The organism is Bacillus timonensis (genome assembly GCF_004799755.1).
Lineage (GTDB): Bacteria > Bacillota > Bacilli > Bacillales > Bacillaceae_L > Ferdinandcohnia > Ferdinandcohnia timonensis_A.
The window spans coordinates 45,237-64,046 of the sequence record NZ_SLUB01000006.1 but is presented as its reverse complement, the minus strand read 5'-3'; the positions used below and the strand labels follow the sequence as shown (position 1 = coordinate 64,046).

The 18,810-nt window shown below is 36.3% G+C and carries 13 protein-coding genes and 2 pseudogenes; 14 read left to right on the top strand and 1 reads right to left on the bottom strand.

The features are described 5' to 3' along the window. Positions 1 to 2: 2 nt before the first annotated feature. The 10 genes and pseudogenes from E1I69_RS05540 to E1I69_RS05495 all read left to right on the top strand — a co-directional run bounded on the left by E1I69_RS05540 (position 3) and on the right by E1I69_RS05495 (position 11,529). Complete coding sequence (locus tag E1I69_RS05540) at positions 3 to 1,817, top strand: cache domain-containing sensor histidine kinase (protein WP_347561784.1); 1,815 nt, start codon at positions 3 to 5, stop codon at positions 1,815 to 1,817. 5 nt (positions 1,818 to 1,822) lie between these two features. Continuing rightward, positions 1,823 to 3,025, top strand: coding sequence for a response regulator transcription factor (locus tag E1I69_RS05535; RefSeq protein ID WP_136378603.1), 1,203 nt, complete (start codon positions 1,823 to 1,825; stop codon positions 3,023 to 3,025). Positions 3,026 to 3,232: 207 nt separating this feature from the next. Then, positions 3,233 to 4,189: a sugar ABC transporter substrate-binding protein gene (locus tag E1I69_RS05530; protein ID WP_136378602.1), complete on the top strand. Its 957-nt coding sequence runs from the start codon at positions 3,233 to 3,235 to the stop codon at positions 4,187 to 4,189. 113 nt (positions 4,190 to 4,302) lie between these two features. Further along, a complete protein-coding gene (locus tag E1I69_RS05525) occupies positions 4,303 to 5,793 on the top strand; it encodes a sugar ABC transporter ATP-binding protein (protein WP_136378601.1) in 1,491 nt (496 codons plus the stop codon). Positions 5,794 to 5,846: 53 nt separating this feature from the next. After that, positions 5,847 to 6,794, top strand: coding sequence for an ABC transporter permease (locus E1I69_RS05520; protein WP_136378677.1), 948 nt, complete (start codon positions 5,847 to 5,849; stop codon positions 6,792 to 6,794). Next, a complete protein-coding gene (locus tag E1I69_RS05515; RefSeq protein ID WP_207308513.1) occupies positions 6,763 to 7,839 on the top strand; it encodes a carbohydrate kinase family protein in 1,077 nt (358 codons plus the stop codon). The genes E1I69_RS05520 and E1I69_RS05515 overlap by 32 nt, the downstream gene beginning before the upstream one ends. Before the next feature lie 16 nt (positions 7,840 to 7,855). Continuing rightward, positions 7,856 to 8,740, top strand: coding sequence for a class II fructose-bisphosphate aldolase (locus tag E1I69_RS05510; protein ID WP_136378600.1), 885 nt, complete (start codon positions 7,856 to 7,858; stop codon positions 8,738 to 8,740). Positions 8,741 to 8,769: 29 nt separating this feature from the next. Then, positions 8,770 to 9,309, top strand: coding sequence for a D-lyxose/D-mannose family sugar isomerase (locus E1I69_RS05505; protein ID WP_136378599.1), 540 nt, complete (start codon positions 8,770 to 8,772; stop codon positions 9,307 to 9,309). Between the two features lie 480 nt (positions 9,310 to 9,789). Then, positions 9,790 to 10,305: pseudogene (gene rpiB / locus E1I69_RS05500) on the top strand (ribose 5-phosphate isomerase B). Positions 10,306 to 10,585: 280 nt separating this feature from the next. Beyond that, positions 10,586 to 11,529 (top strand): annotated as a pseudogene (locus E1I69_RS05495) (aldo/keto reductase family protein). 218 nt (positions 11,530 to 11,747) lie between these two features. Here the strand turns inward: E1I69_RS05495 and E1I69_RS05490 are convergent. Next, positions 11,748 to 13,043: a helix-turn-helix domain-containing protein gene (locus tag E1I69_RS05490; RefSeq protein ID WP_136378598.1), complete on the bottom strand. Its 1,296-nt coding sequence runs from the start codon at positions 13,041 to 13,043 to the stop codon at positions 11,748 to 11,750. Positions 13,044 to 13,339: 296 nt separating this feature from the next. On the opposite strand from E1I69_RS05490, the gene E1I69_RS05485 reads away from it, so the two are divergent. The 4 genes from E1I69_RS05485 (at position 13,340) to E1I69_RS05470 (ending at position 18,563) form a co-directional block, all read left to right on the top strand. Further along, positions 13,340 to 14,650, top strand: a complete 1,311-nt coding sequence (locus E1I69_RS05485) for an ABC transporter substrate-binding protein (protein WP_161974838.1) — start codon at positions 13,340 to 13,342, stop codon at positions 14,648 to 14,650. A gap of 67 nt (positions 14,651 to 14,717) precedes the next feature. Further along, entirely contained in the window at positions 14,718 to 15,641 is a 924-nt protein-coding gene (locus tag E1I69_RS05480; RefSeq protein WP_207308512.1) for a carbohydrate ABC transporter permease, read from the top strand. After that, the gene (locus E1I69_RS05475; RefSeq protein WP_136378596.1) at positions 15,641 to 16,468 is read left to right on the top strand and encodes a carbohydrate ABC transporter permease; all 828 of its coding nucleotides are present in this window, start codon (positions 15,641 to 15,643) and stop codon (positions 16,466 to 16,468) included. Before E1I69_RS05480 ends, E1I69_RS05475 begins: the two co-directional genes overlap by 1 nt. A gap of 55 nt (positions 16,469 to 16,523) precedes the next feature. Further along, a complete protein-coding gene (locus E1I69_RS05470) occupies positions 16,524 to 18,563 on the top strand; it encodes a beta-galactosidase (protein ID WP_136378595.1) in 2,040 nt (679 codons plus the stop codon). The last annotated feature ends 247 nt before the right edge of the window (positions 18,564 to 18,810 follow it).

Sequence of the window (18,810 nt, the reverse complement as noted above, 5' to 3'; positions counted from 1 at the left end):
GAGTGGTGAAATTGAAAAAAGTCATTTCTTTAGGAATAAATGATATGCCGATTCGTTATAAAATCATAGCACTACTGCTAATTATAAGTATCCTTCCCTCCATTGGCCTTGGTTCATTGATTAGTCTTGCCGTTGACAAAATTATTGAGAAACAAGTAACAGAGCATACTCTTCAATTATTGGGTCAGGCAAATAAATCATTAGAATCGTACGTTGAAAATATGCAGGATATTTCTTATTTCATCTCTATGAATCCTCAGGTGATAGATTTTCTTCAACACGATGTTAATCAAGAAGGAAATCATCAGTACGACATTGAGCAATTTTTACAGGCGTTAACAACGGTTAATCCTGAAATTGCGGGGATTCTTATCATCAATCAAAAGGGGAACTATATCAGTAATGAACTGTATCCACGAGACATTCATTCATTAATTGAAGAGGAATGGTATCGAGCAGCCGTTGAGAATAATGGTATTTTTAAAATTATCGGCCATCCTGCTGGGAGAAGTGTGAAATCACATGCCAATTATTTAAATAGTGAGCTCGTCTCAGGTGTACGTGCAATTATTGAGCCAGAAAGGCAAACAGTAACAGGTGTTATCCTAATTGATCTAAAATTAAGGGCAATCTCGGAAGTCATTCAGGATGTCAGATTAGGAAAGTCTGGATATTTAATGGTTATCGATGATGAGGGAGAAGCTATCTATTCTCCGCAAGTCTCCTTGGTGAATGAGATTAAGGCAAGCTGGTTTGAAAACGATTCATCCGGTTCATTTACTAAATCGATTGATGGAGATAATATACAGTTTATTTACAGGAAATTGCCGTTTTCGAATTGGACAACCATTGGGGTCTTTCCAACAAATGAATCGGTTATAGAGGTTCAGCAGATTAACTTTTACGTGATTAGCTTTTTATTTATTGTTTGTGCGTTTGGCATTGGTGCATCGTATTATTTATCCCATTCAATGACAAGACCGATCAATCAATTAAACGCGTTTATGAATCAGGTTGAATCAGGGGATTTATCGATTAGGTATAAGGGGAATCGGGCAGATGAAATTGGGAGACTTGGTACCAGCTTTAATACCATGCTGACTAAGATTAACGATTTGATTTCATTAATCGAAATTCAAGGGCGTCAAAAGCGGGATGCAGAATTGCAGACACTCCAATCTCAAATTAAACCACACTTTTTATACAATACACTGGAGACGATAAGCTGGATGGCTCAAAAAAAAGCGGCAATGGATGTGTCAGAAGTTGTGGATTCTTTATCACAGCTCTTCCGGATTGGACTTAGTAAGGGGAAAGACATTATCCCCTTGGAAAAAGAAATCGAGCATGTTGAAAGCTATTTAAAAATTCAAAAAGCGAGATACCAAGATAAATTGAATTATCGTATTTCAATTAACTCCAGATTAATCCATATCCCAGTTATTAAACTGGTGCTGCAACCAATTGTTGAAAATGCAATTTATCATGGAATCAAGGAAAGGCGGGGACCAGGCACTATTTTGATCGCTGCTGAAGAACAAGAGGGTAAACTAGTCCTTTTCGTACAAGATGACGGAGTTGGTATTCCAGAAGAGAGATTATCAAAAATCCGAGAAAATTTAGCAATTGATTTTAATAGTTTGGAAGAGACAAAAGATAATACGAAAATTGGATACGGAATCATGAACGTACAGGCAAGAATCAAGTTAACGAATGGTGATGCTTTCGGTTTATCCATTGAAAGTGCTCAAGGAAAGGGTACGTTAGTTAAGGTTTTGCTTCCTCTGAATCCAAATTATGAATTGCAATGGGGGTAGGATAATTGGAACAGCTCTTAAAGGTATTAATCGCAGATGATGAACCAAATATTCGTGAAAGAATCCGTTATTCGATTGATTGGCAAAAATATGGGATGGAAGTGACAGCAGAAGCCGAAGACGGCGAAAGAGCTTTAGAGCTTGCATATAAATATGAAGTGGATATTCTTCTGGCAGACTTAAATATGCCAATCATGAATGGACTTACCTTAATAAAAAATATCAAGGAAAAGCTTCCAGCATGTAGAGTTGTAATCATTTCTGGCTATGATGAGTTTAGCTATGCCCAAGAGGCACTACGCCTACAGGTGGAAGACTATATTTTGAAGCCGATAAAGCCCAATAGCTTATTAGAAGTCCTAAACAAGGTTCGAAGTTCCATTCAATCCCATATGGCTCAAACAAAATATCTAGAAATAGCCTCAAATCATATCACACATAATACGTTGATTCTTCAAGAACAGTTTTGCCGTGAATGGGTTGAGGGAAAGCTTACAAAGGATGAAATTGTCGAGCAGTTACAGTTTTGGAGGCTCCCAAAGAAAGTACCCCAGATGATGATAGTCATTCGCTGTCGCGATTTACAAATGAGTCAGTCTTTAAATCTAGAAATGAATCATGAATTACGGCAATGGAAATTGAAGAATGTTATTTTAGATATGTTACCAAACAGGCATTCACTCATATTTTCTGATCCATCAGGACTAGTTATCTTGCTTTGGGAATATGTTGATGAAAAAATGTTCACAGAATTAGATGTGGATACCCAATCTGAATTAAAAATATCCCCAACTCTTTATTCTGAAACGATTTCAGGAGATTTCGATTCCGTTCCTGCTGTGTATCAGAATTGTATAAGGCAGATTTCAGAGGAATCTCTCATATCTCCGATTGTAAGGCGTGCGAAAGAAATCATTTATCAGCAATATACGAACCCAGGTTTAACACTAGAATTTGTCGCTCATCAGTTGCAAGTATCAACTGTTTATCTAAGTAGGCTCATCAAACAAGAATTAGGGACCTCTTTTACCGGTTTAGTTACCGAATTGAGGATAAGGAGGGCAATACACCTTCTGAATTTTACCAACTTACAAGTGTATGAAATTGCAGAGCAAGCTGGCTATGAGTCTCAGCACTATTTCAGCACTGCCTTTAAAAAAGCTGTAGGGGTTTCCCCCAACCAGTATCGTAAAGGCGCACTTCAATAGTGGGAGTATAACGAAAGGGTAGGACGCTGGATTACAGGTGTCCTATCCTTTTAAGATTGTAAGCGCTTTTATTAAAGTTAAAAATTCATAAAAATTGTTAAATTTTCGAAAAGACTAAAACTAATGCAATTGATACGATAGTACCAGGGAAAGGGCTTACATCCTTACTCGCAAAAATTTCACATATTTAACAAAGGGGGAAATCTCATGAAAAAGTTTGTATCCGTTTTCTTAGTTGCCTTGCTAATGTTTGTGTTAGCTGCGTGTAACAACAACGAACAATCTGGTGGAGATGGTAAGGAATCAAAAGACAAGTATGTGTTTGGTTATACGTCGATGACACAGAATAATCCATTCTTCCAGGTGCTTGAACAAGCAATCCGCGAAAAGGTTGAAGCAAATGGTGATGAGCTTATTACAACAAATCCAGCGATGAATGTAGAACTTCAAATTAATCAAATTGAAGACATGATTTCACAGGGAATCGATGCTATTTTCTTAAACCCAGTTGACTGGGAAGGAATTAGACCTGCTTTAGTCATGCTGGAGGAAGCGGGAATACCGATCATTAACTATGACACAGAGGTTAAAGATTTCAAATATGTTACTGCATATGTTGGTTCTGATAACAAAAATGCAGGCCGTGTGGCAGGCGAAGATTTGGTGAAAAATTACCCGGATGGCGGAAAGATTGCAATTCTTGATAGTCCAACCATGAACTCTATCAATGATCGAATTGAAGGTTTTATGGAAGCGATTGAGGGTAAAGGCTTCGAAGTCGTAGCGCAGCAGGATGGTAAAGGTGACTTAGAAACATCTCTTGATATTACAGAGGATATCCTTCAAGCTCACCCAGATATTATAGCCATTATGGGTGGAAATGACCCAAGTGCATTAGGAGCATTAGCGGCTGTCAAAGCGGCCAATAAGACCGATATTGCTATTTATGGAGTCGATGGTTCTCCAAGTGCTAAAGCGGAAATTGCGGAAGGCGGTCCGTTTGTAGGAACAGGTGCTCAATCACCGATTTCCATTGGTCAAATCTCAGTTGATGTAGCCTATAAAGTACTAAAAGGTGAAAAATTTGAACAAAGAACGCCAGTAGAAACATTCATCATCAATAAAGACAATGTGGATAAATACGGCACTGATGGATGGCAGTAAGATACGATAAATAACGCTTTTGACTGATGGGTGACTCTTAAAAAGGAACAGAGCATATGTTGCTAAGCATCCATTTAAGAGTCACTTCTTTCAAATGAAATGAGGTGGTAAATATGAGCGGTAAACTGTTAGAAATGAAAGGTGTAACGAAACAGTTTCCTGGAGTTTATGCCTTAAAAGGTGTTGATTTTGAACTAGAAAGTGGAGAGGTCCATGCACTGCTTGGAGAAAATGGTGCTGGAAAATCAACATTAATGAAGATATTGAATGGCATTTATGATATTAACGAAGGGAACATTTTTATTAATGGGAATGAAGTTCAGATTAATGGTGTCAAAGATGCACGGAGATTTGGCATTAGCATTATTCATCAAGAAATCAGTTTAGTCCCTTACTTATCGATAGCGGAAAATATCTATCTGGGTCGTGAGCCGTTAACGAAGGCAAGATTCGTAGATATAAAATTGATGTATGAAAATGCGCAAAAATTTTTAGATGATTTCGATTTAGGATTATCAGCTAAAACAACAGTCAATCAATTGACTGTTGCACAGCAGCAAATGATTGAAATCATAAAAGCCGTTTCTTTTCATTCGAAAATTATTGTAATGGACGAACCAACCTCGTCATTAACGGATAAAGAGGTAGAGTTCTTATTTAAGACAATTCGAAATTTAAAAGAACAAGGCGTAGGAATTGTCTATATCTCTCATCGTATGAATGAGTTATTTGAAATTACCGACAGAATTACAGTTATGCGGGACGGTACGTATGTAGGTACAGTGGTAACAAAAGAAACAACAAATGATAAATTAATCGCGATGATGGTTGGTCGTGAATTAACAAATTACTATGTCAGGGATTTTTCTACGACTGGTGAAACGATTTTGAAAGTTAACAATCTAACAAGAAAAGGTGTTATTGAAAATGCCAGCTTTGAACTGAGGAAAGGTGAGATTCTTGGTTTTTCCGGGCTAGTGGGAGCTGGAAGATCAGAGTTGATGAAGTGTATCTTTGGCCTGGACTCATTTGAGCAGGGAGAAATTATGGTCAATGGCACAAAGGTGAATATCAAGAATCCTAACGATGCCATAAAAAATAAAATTGCATATGTTACGGAAAATCGTAAAGAAGAAGGATTATTCTTAACGCAATCGGTTAAATACAATTTAACGATTAAAATTTTACAAGACTTTATCAAATTTTTAAGGGTTAATTTTAAATATGAAAACAATGAAACCAATCATTATATAAATGAATTATCAATTAAGACGCCAAGCCCGGAGCAGGAAGTCGGAAATTTAAGTGGTGGAAATCAGCAAAAGGTATTGATTTCTAGATGGCTAGCAACAAAGCCACAGGTTCTGATACTTGATGAACCGACTAGAGGTGTTGACGTTGGGGCAAAGGCAGAAATCTATGCAATCATGAACAGATTGGCAAAAGAGGGTGTTTCGATTATCATGATTTCTTCTGAACTTCCTGAAGTTATCAACATGAGTGATCGAGTTGCCGTTATGTACAAGGGTAAAATTCAAAAGATCTTAAATAAGGAAGACTCTGATCAAGAGACAATCATGCATTACGCGACTGGGGGGAATTAAAAGTGTCTCAAGTATCTTACAATGTAAACAAAAAGGACAATATTGTCATGAACATGGGGGGCAGTATTAAAAACTTCGTAAGGGAAAACTTGGGGATTATTATCGGACTAATTGTTTTATGTATCGTGATATCTCTCGTTAATCCCAACTTCCTTTCATCCAATAATTTATTAAACGTATTAAGACAAACATCTACCAATTTATATTTGGCCTTAGCGATGACCATGATCATTATTATCGGCGGTATCGACCTTTCAGTTGGGTCAATTATGGCGGTAGTAGGTGTTGTCACGACATCGCTCATTGCATTATTTAGTTTTCCTGTTGCTGCGGCAGTGGCTGTAGGGGTTTTAGTTGGAATGTTAATTGGTGCACTAAATGGGTATATTGCTGCAACCACTATCATCCCACCTTTCATTATAACCCTTGCGACGATGAATATCGCAAGAGGCGCGGCTTACGTAATCTCTGATGGGAAACCAATTCGTGTCATGTCAGATTCTTTTAATTCAATTGGTTCCGGTTATATTGGTGGGGTACTACCAATGCCGGTATTTTATTTAATTATTCTTTTAATCATATGTTATTTCATCATGAACAAAACGAAGCTAGGCCGTTACATGTATGCAGTCGGTGGAAATGCGGAGGCTGCAAAATTTTCCGGTATTAATATAAAAAAAGTAAAGTTCTTTGCCTATACATTTGGTGGATTCATGTCGGCAGTAGCGGGAATTGTTCTTGCCTCACGTATGTTTTCTGGACAGCCTACATCAGGAACTGGAGCAGAACTTGATGCAATCGCAGCAGTAGTTCTCGGTGGAACAAGTATGACAGGTGGCTACGGACGGATTGGTGGTACAGTAATCGGTGCCCTGATAATAGGAGTTCTTAGTAATGGTTTAAACCTAATGGGTGTCAGTTCTTTTTGGCAGTATATCGTAAAAGGGATTGTAATTTTAGTAGCGGTGTATGCAGACGTCATTAAGAAAAGAAAGTCGTAAAATCAACGTGAAAAAAGAAGGTGATGAATTGAGAGAGGGAATTGTGTTTGCAGGCACGATTGCCGTAGACGAAATTAAGAAGCTTGAGAAGTATCCAAATCGATCAGAATTAACCACAATCCGGAGTATTTCAAGGTCAAGTGGAGGAGCAGTTTCAAACTGTGCAATTACAACGGCTAAAATCGATTCAACTCTACCGATTGAAGTTGTAGCCCTTATTGGTGACGATGATAAGGGCCACTTTCTTAAAGAGAGATTAGGAAACTATCAAAATATTGATCTCAGCCATGTGAAGGTAATAGGTGATACTCCCTTTACAGATGTCATTCAGGATGAAACCGATCATACTAGAACCTTTTTCACCTACAGGGGCAATTCATCCTTGTTTGATGAGGATACGATTAAATTTGAAAAATTAAATGCAAAGTTTCTCCATATTGGCTACATACTTCTATTAGATTCTTTAGATCAAGAAGACAGTGAATATGGAACAAAGATGGCTAAGGTACTTAAACAGGCACAGGACAATGGTTTGAAAACGTCCATAGATATTGTCAGTGAAAATAGTAACAGATATGAAAAACTTGTCCCTCCCAGTTTAAAGTATACAGATTATTGTATTATCAATGAAATTGAAGCGGGAAAAAGTGTTGGAATTCCATTAAGAGAGTTTTCTGGGGATTTAATCACTTCTAATATTCAAAAGGTTCTTTTTAGGTTGAAGGAATTTGGGGTCAAGGAATGGGTTATTATTCATACTCCGGAAGGAAGCTTTGGGTACGATGGGACATCATTCTATAGCATTCCTTCTTTGTTGATAGACCGGGAATTAATTAAAGGAACGGTAGGTGCGGGGGATGCTTATGTAGCTGGAGTATTATACGGCGCTATAAAAAATTTGAGTCTTCCTGATTCAATGAAAGTAGGTACGGCGTCGGCGGCATCCTCTTTATTTGCGGAGGACAGTACGTCTGGAGTTAAAAGTTATGAAGAGCTCATTGCAATGTATGGGAAATTTCCAAAAAGAGAACGGATCGAATTCTAAAGGAGGTTGTTTTTTTATGTTAGTCACATTAAAAGAGATATTAGCAAAAGCAGAAGCGGGAAATTTTGCAGTGGGAGCTTTTAACTCTCCTACCTTGGAATCGGCTAGAGCAGCAATTGAAACAGCAGAAGAACTACAGGTTCCAATTATTTTATCTCATGCCGAAGTACACTTTGAAGTTACGCCGCTTGAAGTCATGGGACCCATTCTCGTTGAACTTGCTAAAAATGCTAGTGTTCCAGTGGTCGTGCACCTTGACCATGGTTCAAGCCTAGAAACGGTCAAAAAGGCGATTGACACTGGGTTTAGCTCCGTTATGATTGATGCTTCACATATGAGTTATGAAGATAATGTGAATACGGTTATCGAAGTGGTGGACTATGCCCATTCGCATAATGTATCCGTTGAAGCCGAACTTGGTATGATCACTTCATCTGGAATTGGTGGCGAAGAAACGGCAGGCGGAGAGGAACTTACAGAAGGAGATGCAGAAGATTATTACACAGATCCAGAAGTAGCAAAAGATTTTGTTCAGAGAACAAGAATTGATGCATTAGCTGCCTCTTTTGGGACAGTACACGGAATCTATATTAAAGAGCCTCAATTAGATATCAAACGATTGAAGTTGATTTCTGAGAATACGAAGATACCCATTGTCATGCATGGTGGTTCTGGATTAAGCGAGGAAGAATATTTAGCTGTCATTAATTCAGGGGTAAGAAAAATCAACTATTACAGCTATGCTGCCAAAGCAGGTGCGAATGCCATAAAAGAATATATCGAGCAAAACAAAGACCTGTTCTATCATGACTTTGCGGTAATTGCGAAGGATGCAATTAAAAAAGATGTAAAGAGAGCGATGGAAATCTTTTCGAATAAAGGGCAATATGCAAAAAAATAGACAAGACTGCCTACAAGGAGGTTTGAAGTATGAAAAAGCATGAGTATGAAAAAATAAAAGCACAGGCTTTAGAGCTATTCGAGAAAGCTCATATAATTTTGACGGATAAAGAGAAAAGTAGTTTAGAAGTGGCTGACTTTGGACTCAATAAAGTGGAAGATACAGGGTTGCAATTGATTACCTATGTGAATACAGAACTGGTTTGCGCGAAAGAGTTGGCATTACTTCCGTACCAAACCTGTCCTGAGCATAAGCATCCAAAAAGAGATTTTGATGAAGGCAAGGAAGAGACTTTTCGATGCAGATACGGAACGGTATATCTTTATGTAGAGGGAGAAGAAACAAAGAACCGCGCGATGAATCCACCACAGGGGGATGACGAGTACTATACCGTTTTTCATGAAATTATTTTAAAGCCAGGCGAACAGTATACCATTTATCCTAATACCCTACATTGGTTTAAAGCAGGAAGTGAAGGCACGATTGTCTCCGAATTTTCAACAAAAAGTACCGATGAAGGTGACATCTTTACAGATCCAAGAATTCAAAGAGTTCCGGAAATAGAATAAGAGAATGTATGTGCTGGTGGGCAATTTCTCCAGCACATTTTTTTAAGAACCGAATGTAGAAGGATTCCCCCCTACAACAATATACTGTCTTTGTTTCTATCCTTTTTCGTTGTGGAAGTAGTTAGATTGTTTAAGATTTGACCCAAAATATAGAAAAGCTTCTTTCTTATCTACTGTCAATCGCATATATTCACTAGATAGGCTTTTATACTTTTAATTTACAACATCCCATCTATAGGTAGTAAGTGTGTGGTATTTATCTCTAAATGCTTTTGGCGTTAACTTTTCAGATTCGCTGAAACATTTAATGAAATAAGAAACATTATTAAACCCAACTAATGTTTGAAATACCTTAATGCTGAAGATGTAAATGGCTTATTTATCGGAAGGGCTGCTTGGGAAAGTGATAGCTTTCAAAGAATACTTTTATCAATTGAAAATTATCTAACTGTTGGCTAGGAGAGAGGGGAAAAGTAATATATGAAAATGGGTATTAGTAGTGATCATAATGGATTTGAATTTAAAGAAGGGATTAAGGAGTTTTTAGATGGTTTCGAATACGAAGTAATCGATTATGGTTGTCATTCGTGTGATGCAGTTGATTATCCTGATGTTGCATTTGAAGTTTCTGAAGCCATTAGTAGTGGTGAACTTGATCGAGGTATTTTAATTTGCGGAACAGGTATTGGCGTGGCAATTGCAGCAAATAAATATCCTGGAATACGGGCTGCACTATGTCACGATGTTTATTCTGCAGAAAGAGCGCAATTAAGTAATAATGCACAGATTAACACCATGTGAGCACAAATTATAGGTGTAGAGGTTGGAAAAAAAGTAGTGAATGCTTACTTAAATTCAACTTGGGCTAATGGGTCTGCACGCAAGGTTAATAAGATAATAGAAAAAGAAAAAGAGTTTGTAGGAGAAACCTTTGAATATGGTATAGGTCAACGAGATTTAATGATGATTGACCCTCTGAAATTTCTTTTTATCTAAATAATATTATAATCGGTTCTTGGTTTAGCAAAAGCCTGATTAGTACTAATCTGTACTAAACAGGTATTTTAAAAACGTAGAATTCAATCAATTGTTTGTTTAACGCTTCAGTGTTTTAGAAAGCTTTACGTAATTCATTAGTAATTGAATTTTATTATTAGAAATCCAATACTTTTTTATAAAGTCAGTTCTTATGAGGAAGCTGGCTATAGGTAGTATTTTCGAGGTTTAATAAACAAATAAAGAAGAAAGTGAAAAATATTAAGGAGGGCTTCTTACTATGAAGTACAGAAGATTAGGAAAAAGTGGATTAAAAGTTAGTGAAATTAGTTTGGGCAGTTGGTTAACGTATGGAAAATCGGTAGAAGATAACGTGGCTGAAAAAACGATACATAAAGCTTTTGAATTAGGTATTAACTTTTTTGACTCCGCTAATGTTTATGAGCGAGGACAGGGTGAGAAGGTAATGGCTCAAGCATTAAAACAGTATCCACGTGAGTCCTATATTATTACAACAAAAGCGTTTTGGCCTATGGGTGAAGGTCCGAATGATCGGGGTTATCAAGAAAGCATGTAACCGAACAAGTAAATGCTAGTTTAAAGAGAATGAACTTAGAATATGTTGATATTTTTTACTGCCATCGCTATGATCCAGAAACACCCGTGGAGGAAACGTTACGAGCCATTGATGATTTAATTCGTCAGGGGAAAATCTTGTATGCGGGTGTAAGTGAATGGAGTGCAGCACAAATTGAAGAAGCGATGCGTGTTGCAGATCAATTTTTGTTAGACCGCATAGTTGTCAACCAGCCGCAATATAACATGTTTCTTCGATATATCGAGAAAGAAGTAATCCCTGTCAGTGAAAAATATGGTGTGGGACAAGTTGTATTTTCTCCGCTTGCTCAAGGTGTGTTGACCGGTAAGTACAAGGCTGATCGTATTCCTGAAGATAGTCGGGCATCAAATAAATCCATCAATAACATTATTAAAGATATGCTAAATCGATCAATCTTTAGTAAAGTGGAACAACTAGAGAATTTGGCTAACGAATTGGATATTACATTGCCTAGTCTTGCTTTAGCTTGGATTTTAAGGCAATCCAATGTTTCAAGTACGCTAACCGGTGCAAGTAAACCAAGTCAAGTGGAAGAAAATGTGAAAGCGGTTGGAATTCAACTCTCAGATGAAGTGATCCAAAAAATTGAGGGTATTTTAGAATAAATACTATAAAGGAAAGACATAATTTCTTGGAATATTCTATGTTGGTTCTAGCTCAATTGCATAGGTAAGAAATGGATTGCAAGATAAAACGGATCAATTCGAATTGGAACTGGTCCGTTTTTATTTTTGTTAAGATTGTAATTTTTTTCGTATCGTAGTTAAAAATAGGACAAATCTATTTGAAACAATTGCATCATCGTTGTATAACTACAATCCAATTAATTATGTATTAGAGATTGTTGGATCGGATTAGACCTGAAAAGATTATCTGCTTCATTGATCTTGTTCATATATTGCTTTGGAGTAAGACCAATAAATTTTTTAAATACCTTAGTAAAATAACTTTGGTCAGTAAAATTGAGTAGGCTATAAATTTCTGATAAGGAATAATCTGAAAATGTCATCAGTTTTATTGCCTCTTCAATTTTTGATCTTTGAATATACTCGCTTATTGTCATTCCTACCTCTTTTTTAAATATGTTCGAGAGATATTTGGGATTCAAAGAAACATAATCGGCCAGTATAGAGAGTGAAAGGTTTTCATAAATGTGTTTGAAAATGTATTTATGGCAATCACTTATTGGCTTTGAATATAGTTGTTTTTTATTTTGATTTACTCTATCAGCAAATTCATAGAGAACATTTTCAGTAAATGTTTCAATATCCTTTATTGAGTGGAGTTCTTCTAGATCCTGAATATATCGGTCTCCTAGAGTATATGCAATTTCAGAATGTAAACCACCAGCAATTGCAGCACGTGTTGCTAAAGTGATTGTTGCAATGGTTAAATTTTTTTGACTTCTCAGTTCACTTTTCTTAGATAATTTTCCAAACTCAAAATCTGACCTCTGCCGGAAGGCTTTATAATAAAGTAATATATCCTCTTTGTTTCCATCCGTAATATATTGATAAAGTTTCCCTTCTGAAACAGGATCGTGATGGTAAAAAGCGTTTTGTAGTAATAATGAAATATTTTTGTCAGGTAACTCGACATTCAAGGGCGCCTCAATATTGATCTGATTTTGATGTAATACTTCGTTAATGTCAAACTTCTTACTGAAAATCACATTAGAAAGAAGAACACTTGCATGTAGTAATTTCCAACTACTTATTACTGGTAAGGAATAATAATAATTTTTTATTTCAGTAGCCATTTCCCCAAGTTCATGGAAAGTAATAGTTTCATCTAGAAAAATTTCCGAAGGTTTAGGAAACACAGTAGGTCCTAAGAGAATCGTCCCTAAGTATGTGTTATGTTGAACGAAAGGGATTGAAACATATTGTTCTAAAAATTCATTTTTATGTAATCTAGGAAATAGTTTAGTTGTTTCAAAAAGTTCAATACTTTGTAGCTGTTCTTGATTCGATGTAAATATAGGGTTATAAGGCAAATTAGATGAATAATCTAGTTTTATCTTACGGTGTCTGTCTAACACGTAAATGGGGATGTTCGTTGTCTCATTAATTAATTTGCAAGCCAACTCCACACTGTTCTCTTGAAGTTTTTTATCCACGATTTTTAACCTCCATAGTCCTAATATTTCATTTTTACTATTTCAAAAAAAGTGAATAAATACCAATTTTAAGGAAATTATACCATAATCTCGTCCTGATTTATTATATAATTTCAAATAATCTTACATTAAAACAATATATCTGTATTATTTTCTCTATAATACAGGCAGACTATCAAACAAATGATTCAGTTATTTTTTTGAATTATTTGTAACCGTTATCATTTTGCGTTGATTCATTTTGTCATTAAACATTTTTCAATTGTTTAATTATAAAAAATAAGGAGTGTGTGCTTGTGAAAAACTATTGGTTTTTTGGTTTAGTCATTATTTTTTCTTTATTTCTAGGAGGTTGTAATAGTTCACCGTCAAATTCAGAAGACCTAACCATCCCCGAAAATCCCGAGGATATAGAAGGAGATGTTACTGTTTGGGCGTGGGCATTAGAGGCAAATTATTTAGAGAAAGATGTATTACCAGAGTTTAACAAAAAATATCCAAATGTGAATGTAACGGTTGAACACCTAGGTGTAGACCAAGTGTATCAAAAACTAAGTGCTGGTTTATCCAGTGGTGGAAGTGGTTTACCTGATTTAATACAGGTGGAAAATAATCGTATCCACTCATTTACAAATGAATTTAAAGATCCTTTCGTAAATCTTAGTGCACTAGGTTATGACCAACATGAAGCTAAATTTTCGCAATCGAAAGTCGAAGGTTTAAAGGATAGTGAAGGTAATATTATAGCTGCCCCGAGAGATTTGGGTCCGGTAGGAGTTATTTATCGAACGGACATTTTTGAGGAAGTGGGTATTGACCCAAGGAGTATCGAAACATGGGATGATTATATAGAAGTGGGTAAAAAGGTTGTTGCACATACTGGAAAGGCATTTTTAGGAACTGATAGTGAAGGACTTTTGCGCATCATGCTACAACAGCAAGGGAAATATTATTTTACTGGGGACGGGAAATTAGATCTTACCTCTCCTGAAGCGAAAAAGGCCGCAGAAATTTTACAAAAAATGAAGGATGCCGGGATAATCATCTATACAAATAACTGGGATGGACAAGTATCTGCTATGAAAAACAGTGAAGTGGCTACTCAGCCAGGTGCTGTATGGTGGAGTGGAACAATGTTAGAACAAATGCCAGAACTGTCAGGTAAATGGGATATGTTTAAACTTCCTGCGATAGAAGAAGGTGGGGTGAGGGCAGCCAATGATGGCGGATCTGCTCTAGCCATTCCGAGTTCATCTGATAATAAAGTAGCTGCTTACGCTCTGGCAGAGTTTGCTTCAACTGACGTTGACTCACAAATTAAAGCACTAACAAATAGAGGCCTGTTCCCTGCATTGTTAGCGGCTTATGAAGAACCAATCTTTACGGAAAATCAAGAATATTTTAATAGCCAACCATTCTTTACGAAATTTGCAGAAACAGTACCAGAAATTTTAGCGATTAACCATGCACCTGCTGAGTTAGAGCTTAGATCGATAATGAGTAGTGAGTTCCAGGCATTCCTATTAGAAGATAAGCCAGCGCAACAAATGCTAGAGGATGGCGAAAAACAGGCACAACAACAAACAGGATTAGAAGTTTCAAAATAAAATAGACTGCTAAAATAGGGCTGACCAAAAATCCCTAGCTCAGCCCTATTTTTATTGAGGAGGGTGAATGTTGCAAACCAACCAGATTTTTAAAGCTGAGAAGGAGACTTCTTTTATTTATAAAAAAAGAAAACAAGTGTTAACAACTAAAACTGCACCATATTTCTTTGTTGGACCAGCTTTAATTCTATTTTTAGCATTTACGGTTTATCCAATAATTGCTTCCTTTCTACTTAGTTTTCAAACGAAGGTTGAAGGGGAATATACATTTTCGGGTTTTGCGAACTATATTCGTTTGTTTAATGATCCACTTTTCTATAAAGCATTAGGTAACACGTTTATTATTTTACTTGTTCAGGTTCCAATTATGTTATTTATCGCGGTTGTACTTGCTGTATTCTTAAATTCCTCTTTGATCGGGATGAAGGGATTTTATAGGGTAGCATTTTTTACACCTGCAATTACCTCATTAGTTGCAGCTTCTGTTATATTTGTACTTTTGTTAAATACGGATTATGGATTAATTAATTACATGCTACAGTCAATTGGATTAGAGAAAGTAGCATGGTTAACCGATTCTATTTGGGCGAGAGTATCATTAATTCTTGTTACAACCTGGAGATGGGCAGGTTACAATATGGTCATTCTTTTAGCGGGTTTACAGAGTATACCTCATAGTCTGTATGAAGCCGCAAGTATTGATGGCGCAGGTCCTATCCGCAAATTTTTCTATATTACGATACCACAGCTTAAGCCAGTTTTACTATTTACGTTCATACTTTCAACAATTGGATCGTTCCAATTGTTTGATGAACCATATAACTTAACAGGCGGTGGACCTAACAATGCGACATTAACAATAACCTATTATTTATATAATCAAGGATTTGGATATTTTGATTTTGGATATGCCTCAGCAATAGCATATGTAGTAGTGTTATTTATAGCAATTCTTTCTTGGATTCAATTTAAAGTGGCGAGGGATGAATAATGGTGAATAGTAAACTACTTCAGAAAACTTTCTTACATGTGTTTTTGTTAATAGGTGTTGTAATATCCCTGGCTCCTTTCTACTGGATGGTAGTTGGAGCAACTAACCCATCAGGAGATGTATTATCTTCTCCGCCCAGATTGCTTCCAGGTGACTATTTAGTGGAAAACTATAAGAATTTAAGCGAATCAATTGATATTCTTAAAGCTCTATTTAACTCTTCTGCAATTTCAATTATTTACGTGGTTGTAAGTTTATTTATTTGCTCTGCAGCAGGATTTGCCTTTGCAAAGTATAAATTTAAAGGGAAAAATATAATCTTTGCATCGTTCTTACTTGCAATGATGATTCCATATCAGGCTACAATCATTCCATTATTTCAGTTGTTTGGTTCGTTAGACTGGATAAACACATTTCGAGCAGTAATACTACCTCAAATTTGCTATCCCTTTGCAATTTTCTTGATTAGACAAAATATGAAGGGGATTCCGGACTCGTTGCTAGAAGCTGGTAGAATTGATGGCGCAGGAGAATTGTTTATATTTTTTAAAATTGTTTTACCAACTATGAAACCTACATTAGCGGCTGTTGGTATCTTCTTATTTACACACCAATGGAATAACTTTATGTGGCCATTAATTGTGATGACGACACAGGAACATTATACATTACCGGTTGCCTTATCTACACTAGCAGGTTTGAATTCTATTGATTATGGACAATTAATGTTAGGCACAACCATTTCGGTCATTCCAATCATGGTAGTGTTTCTATTTCTTCAAAAACACTTTGTATCTGGAATTCTTGGAGGGTCAATAAAGGAATAATACAATTTGAACTTGTTGCGCTTTATGAAAAATAAATTTAGGAGAGTTGATTAGTATGGTAAAGAAAATAAAAGAAGAAAAGTTAAAATTAGGGGTATGTTATTATCCGGAGCATTGGCCAAAGGAACTTTGGGAAGATGATTTTAGAAGAATGAAGGAATTGGGCATTACGTATGTCCGTATGGGTGAATTTGCTTGGACTGTTTTTGAGCCTAAAGAAGGTACATTTTCTTTTGAATTATTTGATCAGGCCGTAGACAAGGCTCATGAATTTGGGTTAGAAGTTATCATGGGAACACCAACAGCAACACCACCAGCTTGGTTGACATATAAGTATCCTGATACATTGAATGTTGACCAAGATGGAATTTCATTTCAGCATGGTGCGCGCCGTCATTATAATTACAACTCCGAAAACTACCGAAGATTATCTTCTATTATTGTTACTGAAATGGCAAAACATTATCGAGACCATCCGGGAATCGTAGGTTGGCAAATTGATAATGAATTAAATTGTGAGGTTGATGTTTTCTATTCGGAAGCGGATCACATTGCTTTTAGGAAATGGGTGAAAGAAAAGTATGAAACATTGGATAATCTAAACCAAGCTTGGGGAACAGTATTTTGGAATCAAACGTATACAAGTTGGGAGCAGGTCTACTTAACTCGTAAAACTGTATCTAATTCACCAAATCCTCATCATATGCTGGATGAAAAACGATTTATTTCGGATAGTGCAATTTCCTATGTTAAATTACAAGCTGACATTTTGCGTGAATATGCACCTAACAAGTGGGTTACAACAAACGGAATGTTTAAACATTTAGATAATCACAAAATGACAAATGAATTACTTGATTTCTTTGCATACGATTCCTATCCAAACTTTGGACGAGTAATTGAGGATAATTCAAAGAAACCATTACGCGATAGGAAATGGAGCTGGAATTTAAGTGTAGTTAGGAGTATATCACCAAACTTTGCAATTTTTGAACAGCAATCTGGTCCTGGTGGATGGGTGACAAGAATAGAACAGCCTACGCCTAAGCCAGGCCAACTTCGACTGTGGACGTATCAATCAATTGCTCATGGAGCAGACTTGGTTATGTATTTTAGATGGAGAACGGCTACAAAAGGAACAGAAATTTATTGGCATGGAATCAATGACTATCATAACCTTCCAAACAGGCGTGTCGAAGAAGTCGAGCAGGTGAGTAAAGAAATTCATCAAATTTCAGAAAAGATTGCAGGTTCATCCTATCAAGCAGAGGTAGCATTGATTACAAGTTATGATAATGAATGGGATGGTGAATTTGATAAATGGGTTGGTCCATATATTTCCAAAAGCAAAGATGCATGGTTTAAAGCATTCCAATATAAACATGTGCCCGTAGATGCTCTTTATGTAAATCAAGAAACGACTTTAGAAGAATTAAAAAATTACAAGGTACTAGTTTATCCTCATGCTGCAATAGTGACAAAAGAACAGGCAGAATTATTTACTAGGTACGTAGAACAAGGTGGTAAGGTTATTTTTGGATGTCGTTCAGGATATAAGGATGAAACAGGGCAAACATATATGAAGGCATTCCCAGGTTATCTAGCAGAATTAGCAGGTGTAACTGTTGAGGAGTTTACGAGAGTGGCTCCCTTCGAGAAGGTACCTAGATTAAAATTCAAAGATTCAAATGATATCGAAGCGATTGATTTTAACGAAGTCTTGCAACCTCATGGAGATGTAGAGGTACTAAGCACGTTTACCCATGCGCACTTTGAAGGAAAACCAGCCTTAGTTAGACGAAACGTTGGATCAGGGAGTTGTTATTATTTTGGTGGAGTTTTTAATTTAGAACTAGCTTCATTATTAATAGATGAGGTTGGATTAAATAACTATCAAGATCAATTTGAGTTACCTGAGGAGATAGAATTATCAATCCGACACAAAGATGGAAATGATTACACATTCTTATTAAACTACTCTGAGCAACCACAGGAGATTCTTTTAAAGAAAGAGTATAGAGATGCGTTATCAGGTAAAAGAGTAACTAATAAAATTACGCTAAAACCTTATGATGTGTTGGTACTAGAACCATAAGATGATTATCATTTCTAAGTTCTAATTATTACTTACCCTTTTTTATATAAATTTAATTTTCAAACTTGTCCTTAACATCGCATATGGCCGAGCATTACAACTGCTTTTCTGGTCATTTTCTTTAAGCAAAATACAAAGATGTTTTAAGAGAGCTTCTTGAAGCTTGAGGAATGGATGATTTTATAGAACCTGGGATTTTTTCAACGTATGTACCTACAATAATAATATTCCTCTTGCTTCAGAAGCT

Bases quoted from the DNA above. Each gene is read 5' to 3' on its own strand.
- E1I69_RS05530 (WP_136378602.1), top strand. From the start codon at position 3,233: ATGAAAAAGTTTGTATCCGTTTTCTTAGTTGCCTTGCTAATGTTTGTG.
- E1I69_RS05525 (WP_136378601.1), top strand. From the start codon at position 4,303: ATGAGCGGTAAACTGTTAGAAATGAAAGGTGTAACGAAACAGTTTCCT.
- E1I69_RS05520 (WP_136378677.1), top strand. From the start codon at position 5,847: ATGGGGGGCAGTATTAAAAACTTCGTAAGGGAAAACTTGGGGATTATT.
- E1I69_RS05515 (WP_207308513.1), top strand. From the start codon at position 6,763: ATGCAGACGTCATTAAGAAAAGAAAGTCGTAAAATCAACGTGAAAAAA.
- E1I69_RS05510 (WP_136378600.1), top strand. From the start codon at position 7,856: ATGTTAGTCACATTAAAAGAGATATTAGCAAAAGCAGAAGCGGGAAAT.
- E1I69_RS05505 (WP_136378599.1), top strand. From the start codon at position 8,770: ATGAAAAAGCATGAGTATGAAAAAATAAAAGCACAGGCTTTAGAGCTA.
- E1I69_RS05480 (WP_207308512.1), top strand. From the start codon at position 14,718: ATGTTGCAAACCAACCAGATTTTTAAAGCTGAGAAGGAGACTTCTTTT.
- E1I69_RS05475 (WP_136378596.1), top strand. From the start codon at position 15,641: ATGGTGAATAGTAAACTACTTCAGAAAACTTTCTTACATGTGTTTTTG.
- E1I69_RS05470 (WP_136378595.1), top strand. From the start codon at position 16,524: ATGGTAAAGAAAATAAAAGAAGAAAAGTTAAAATTAGGGGTATGTTAT.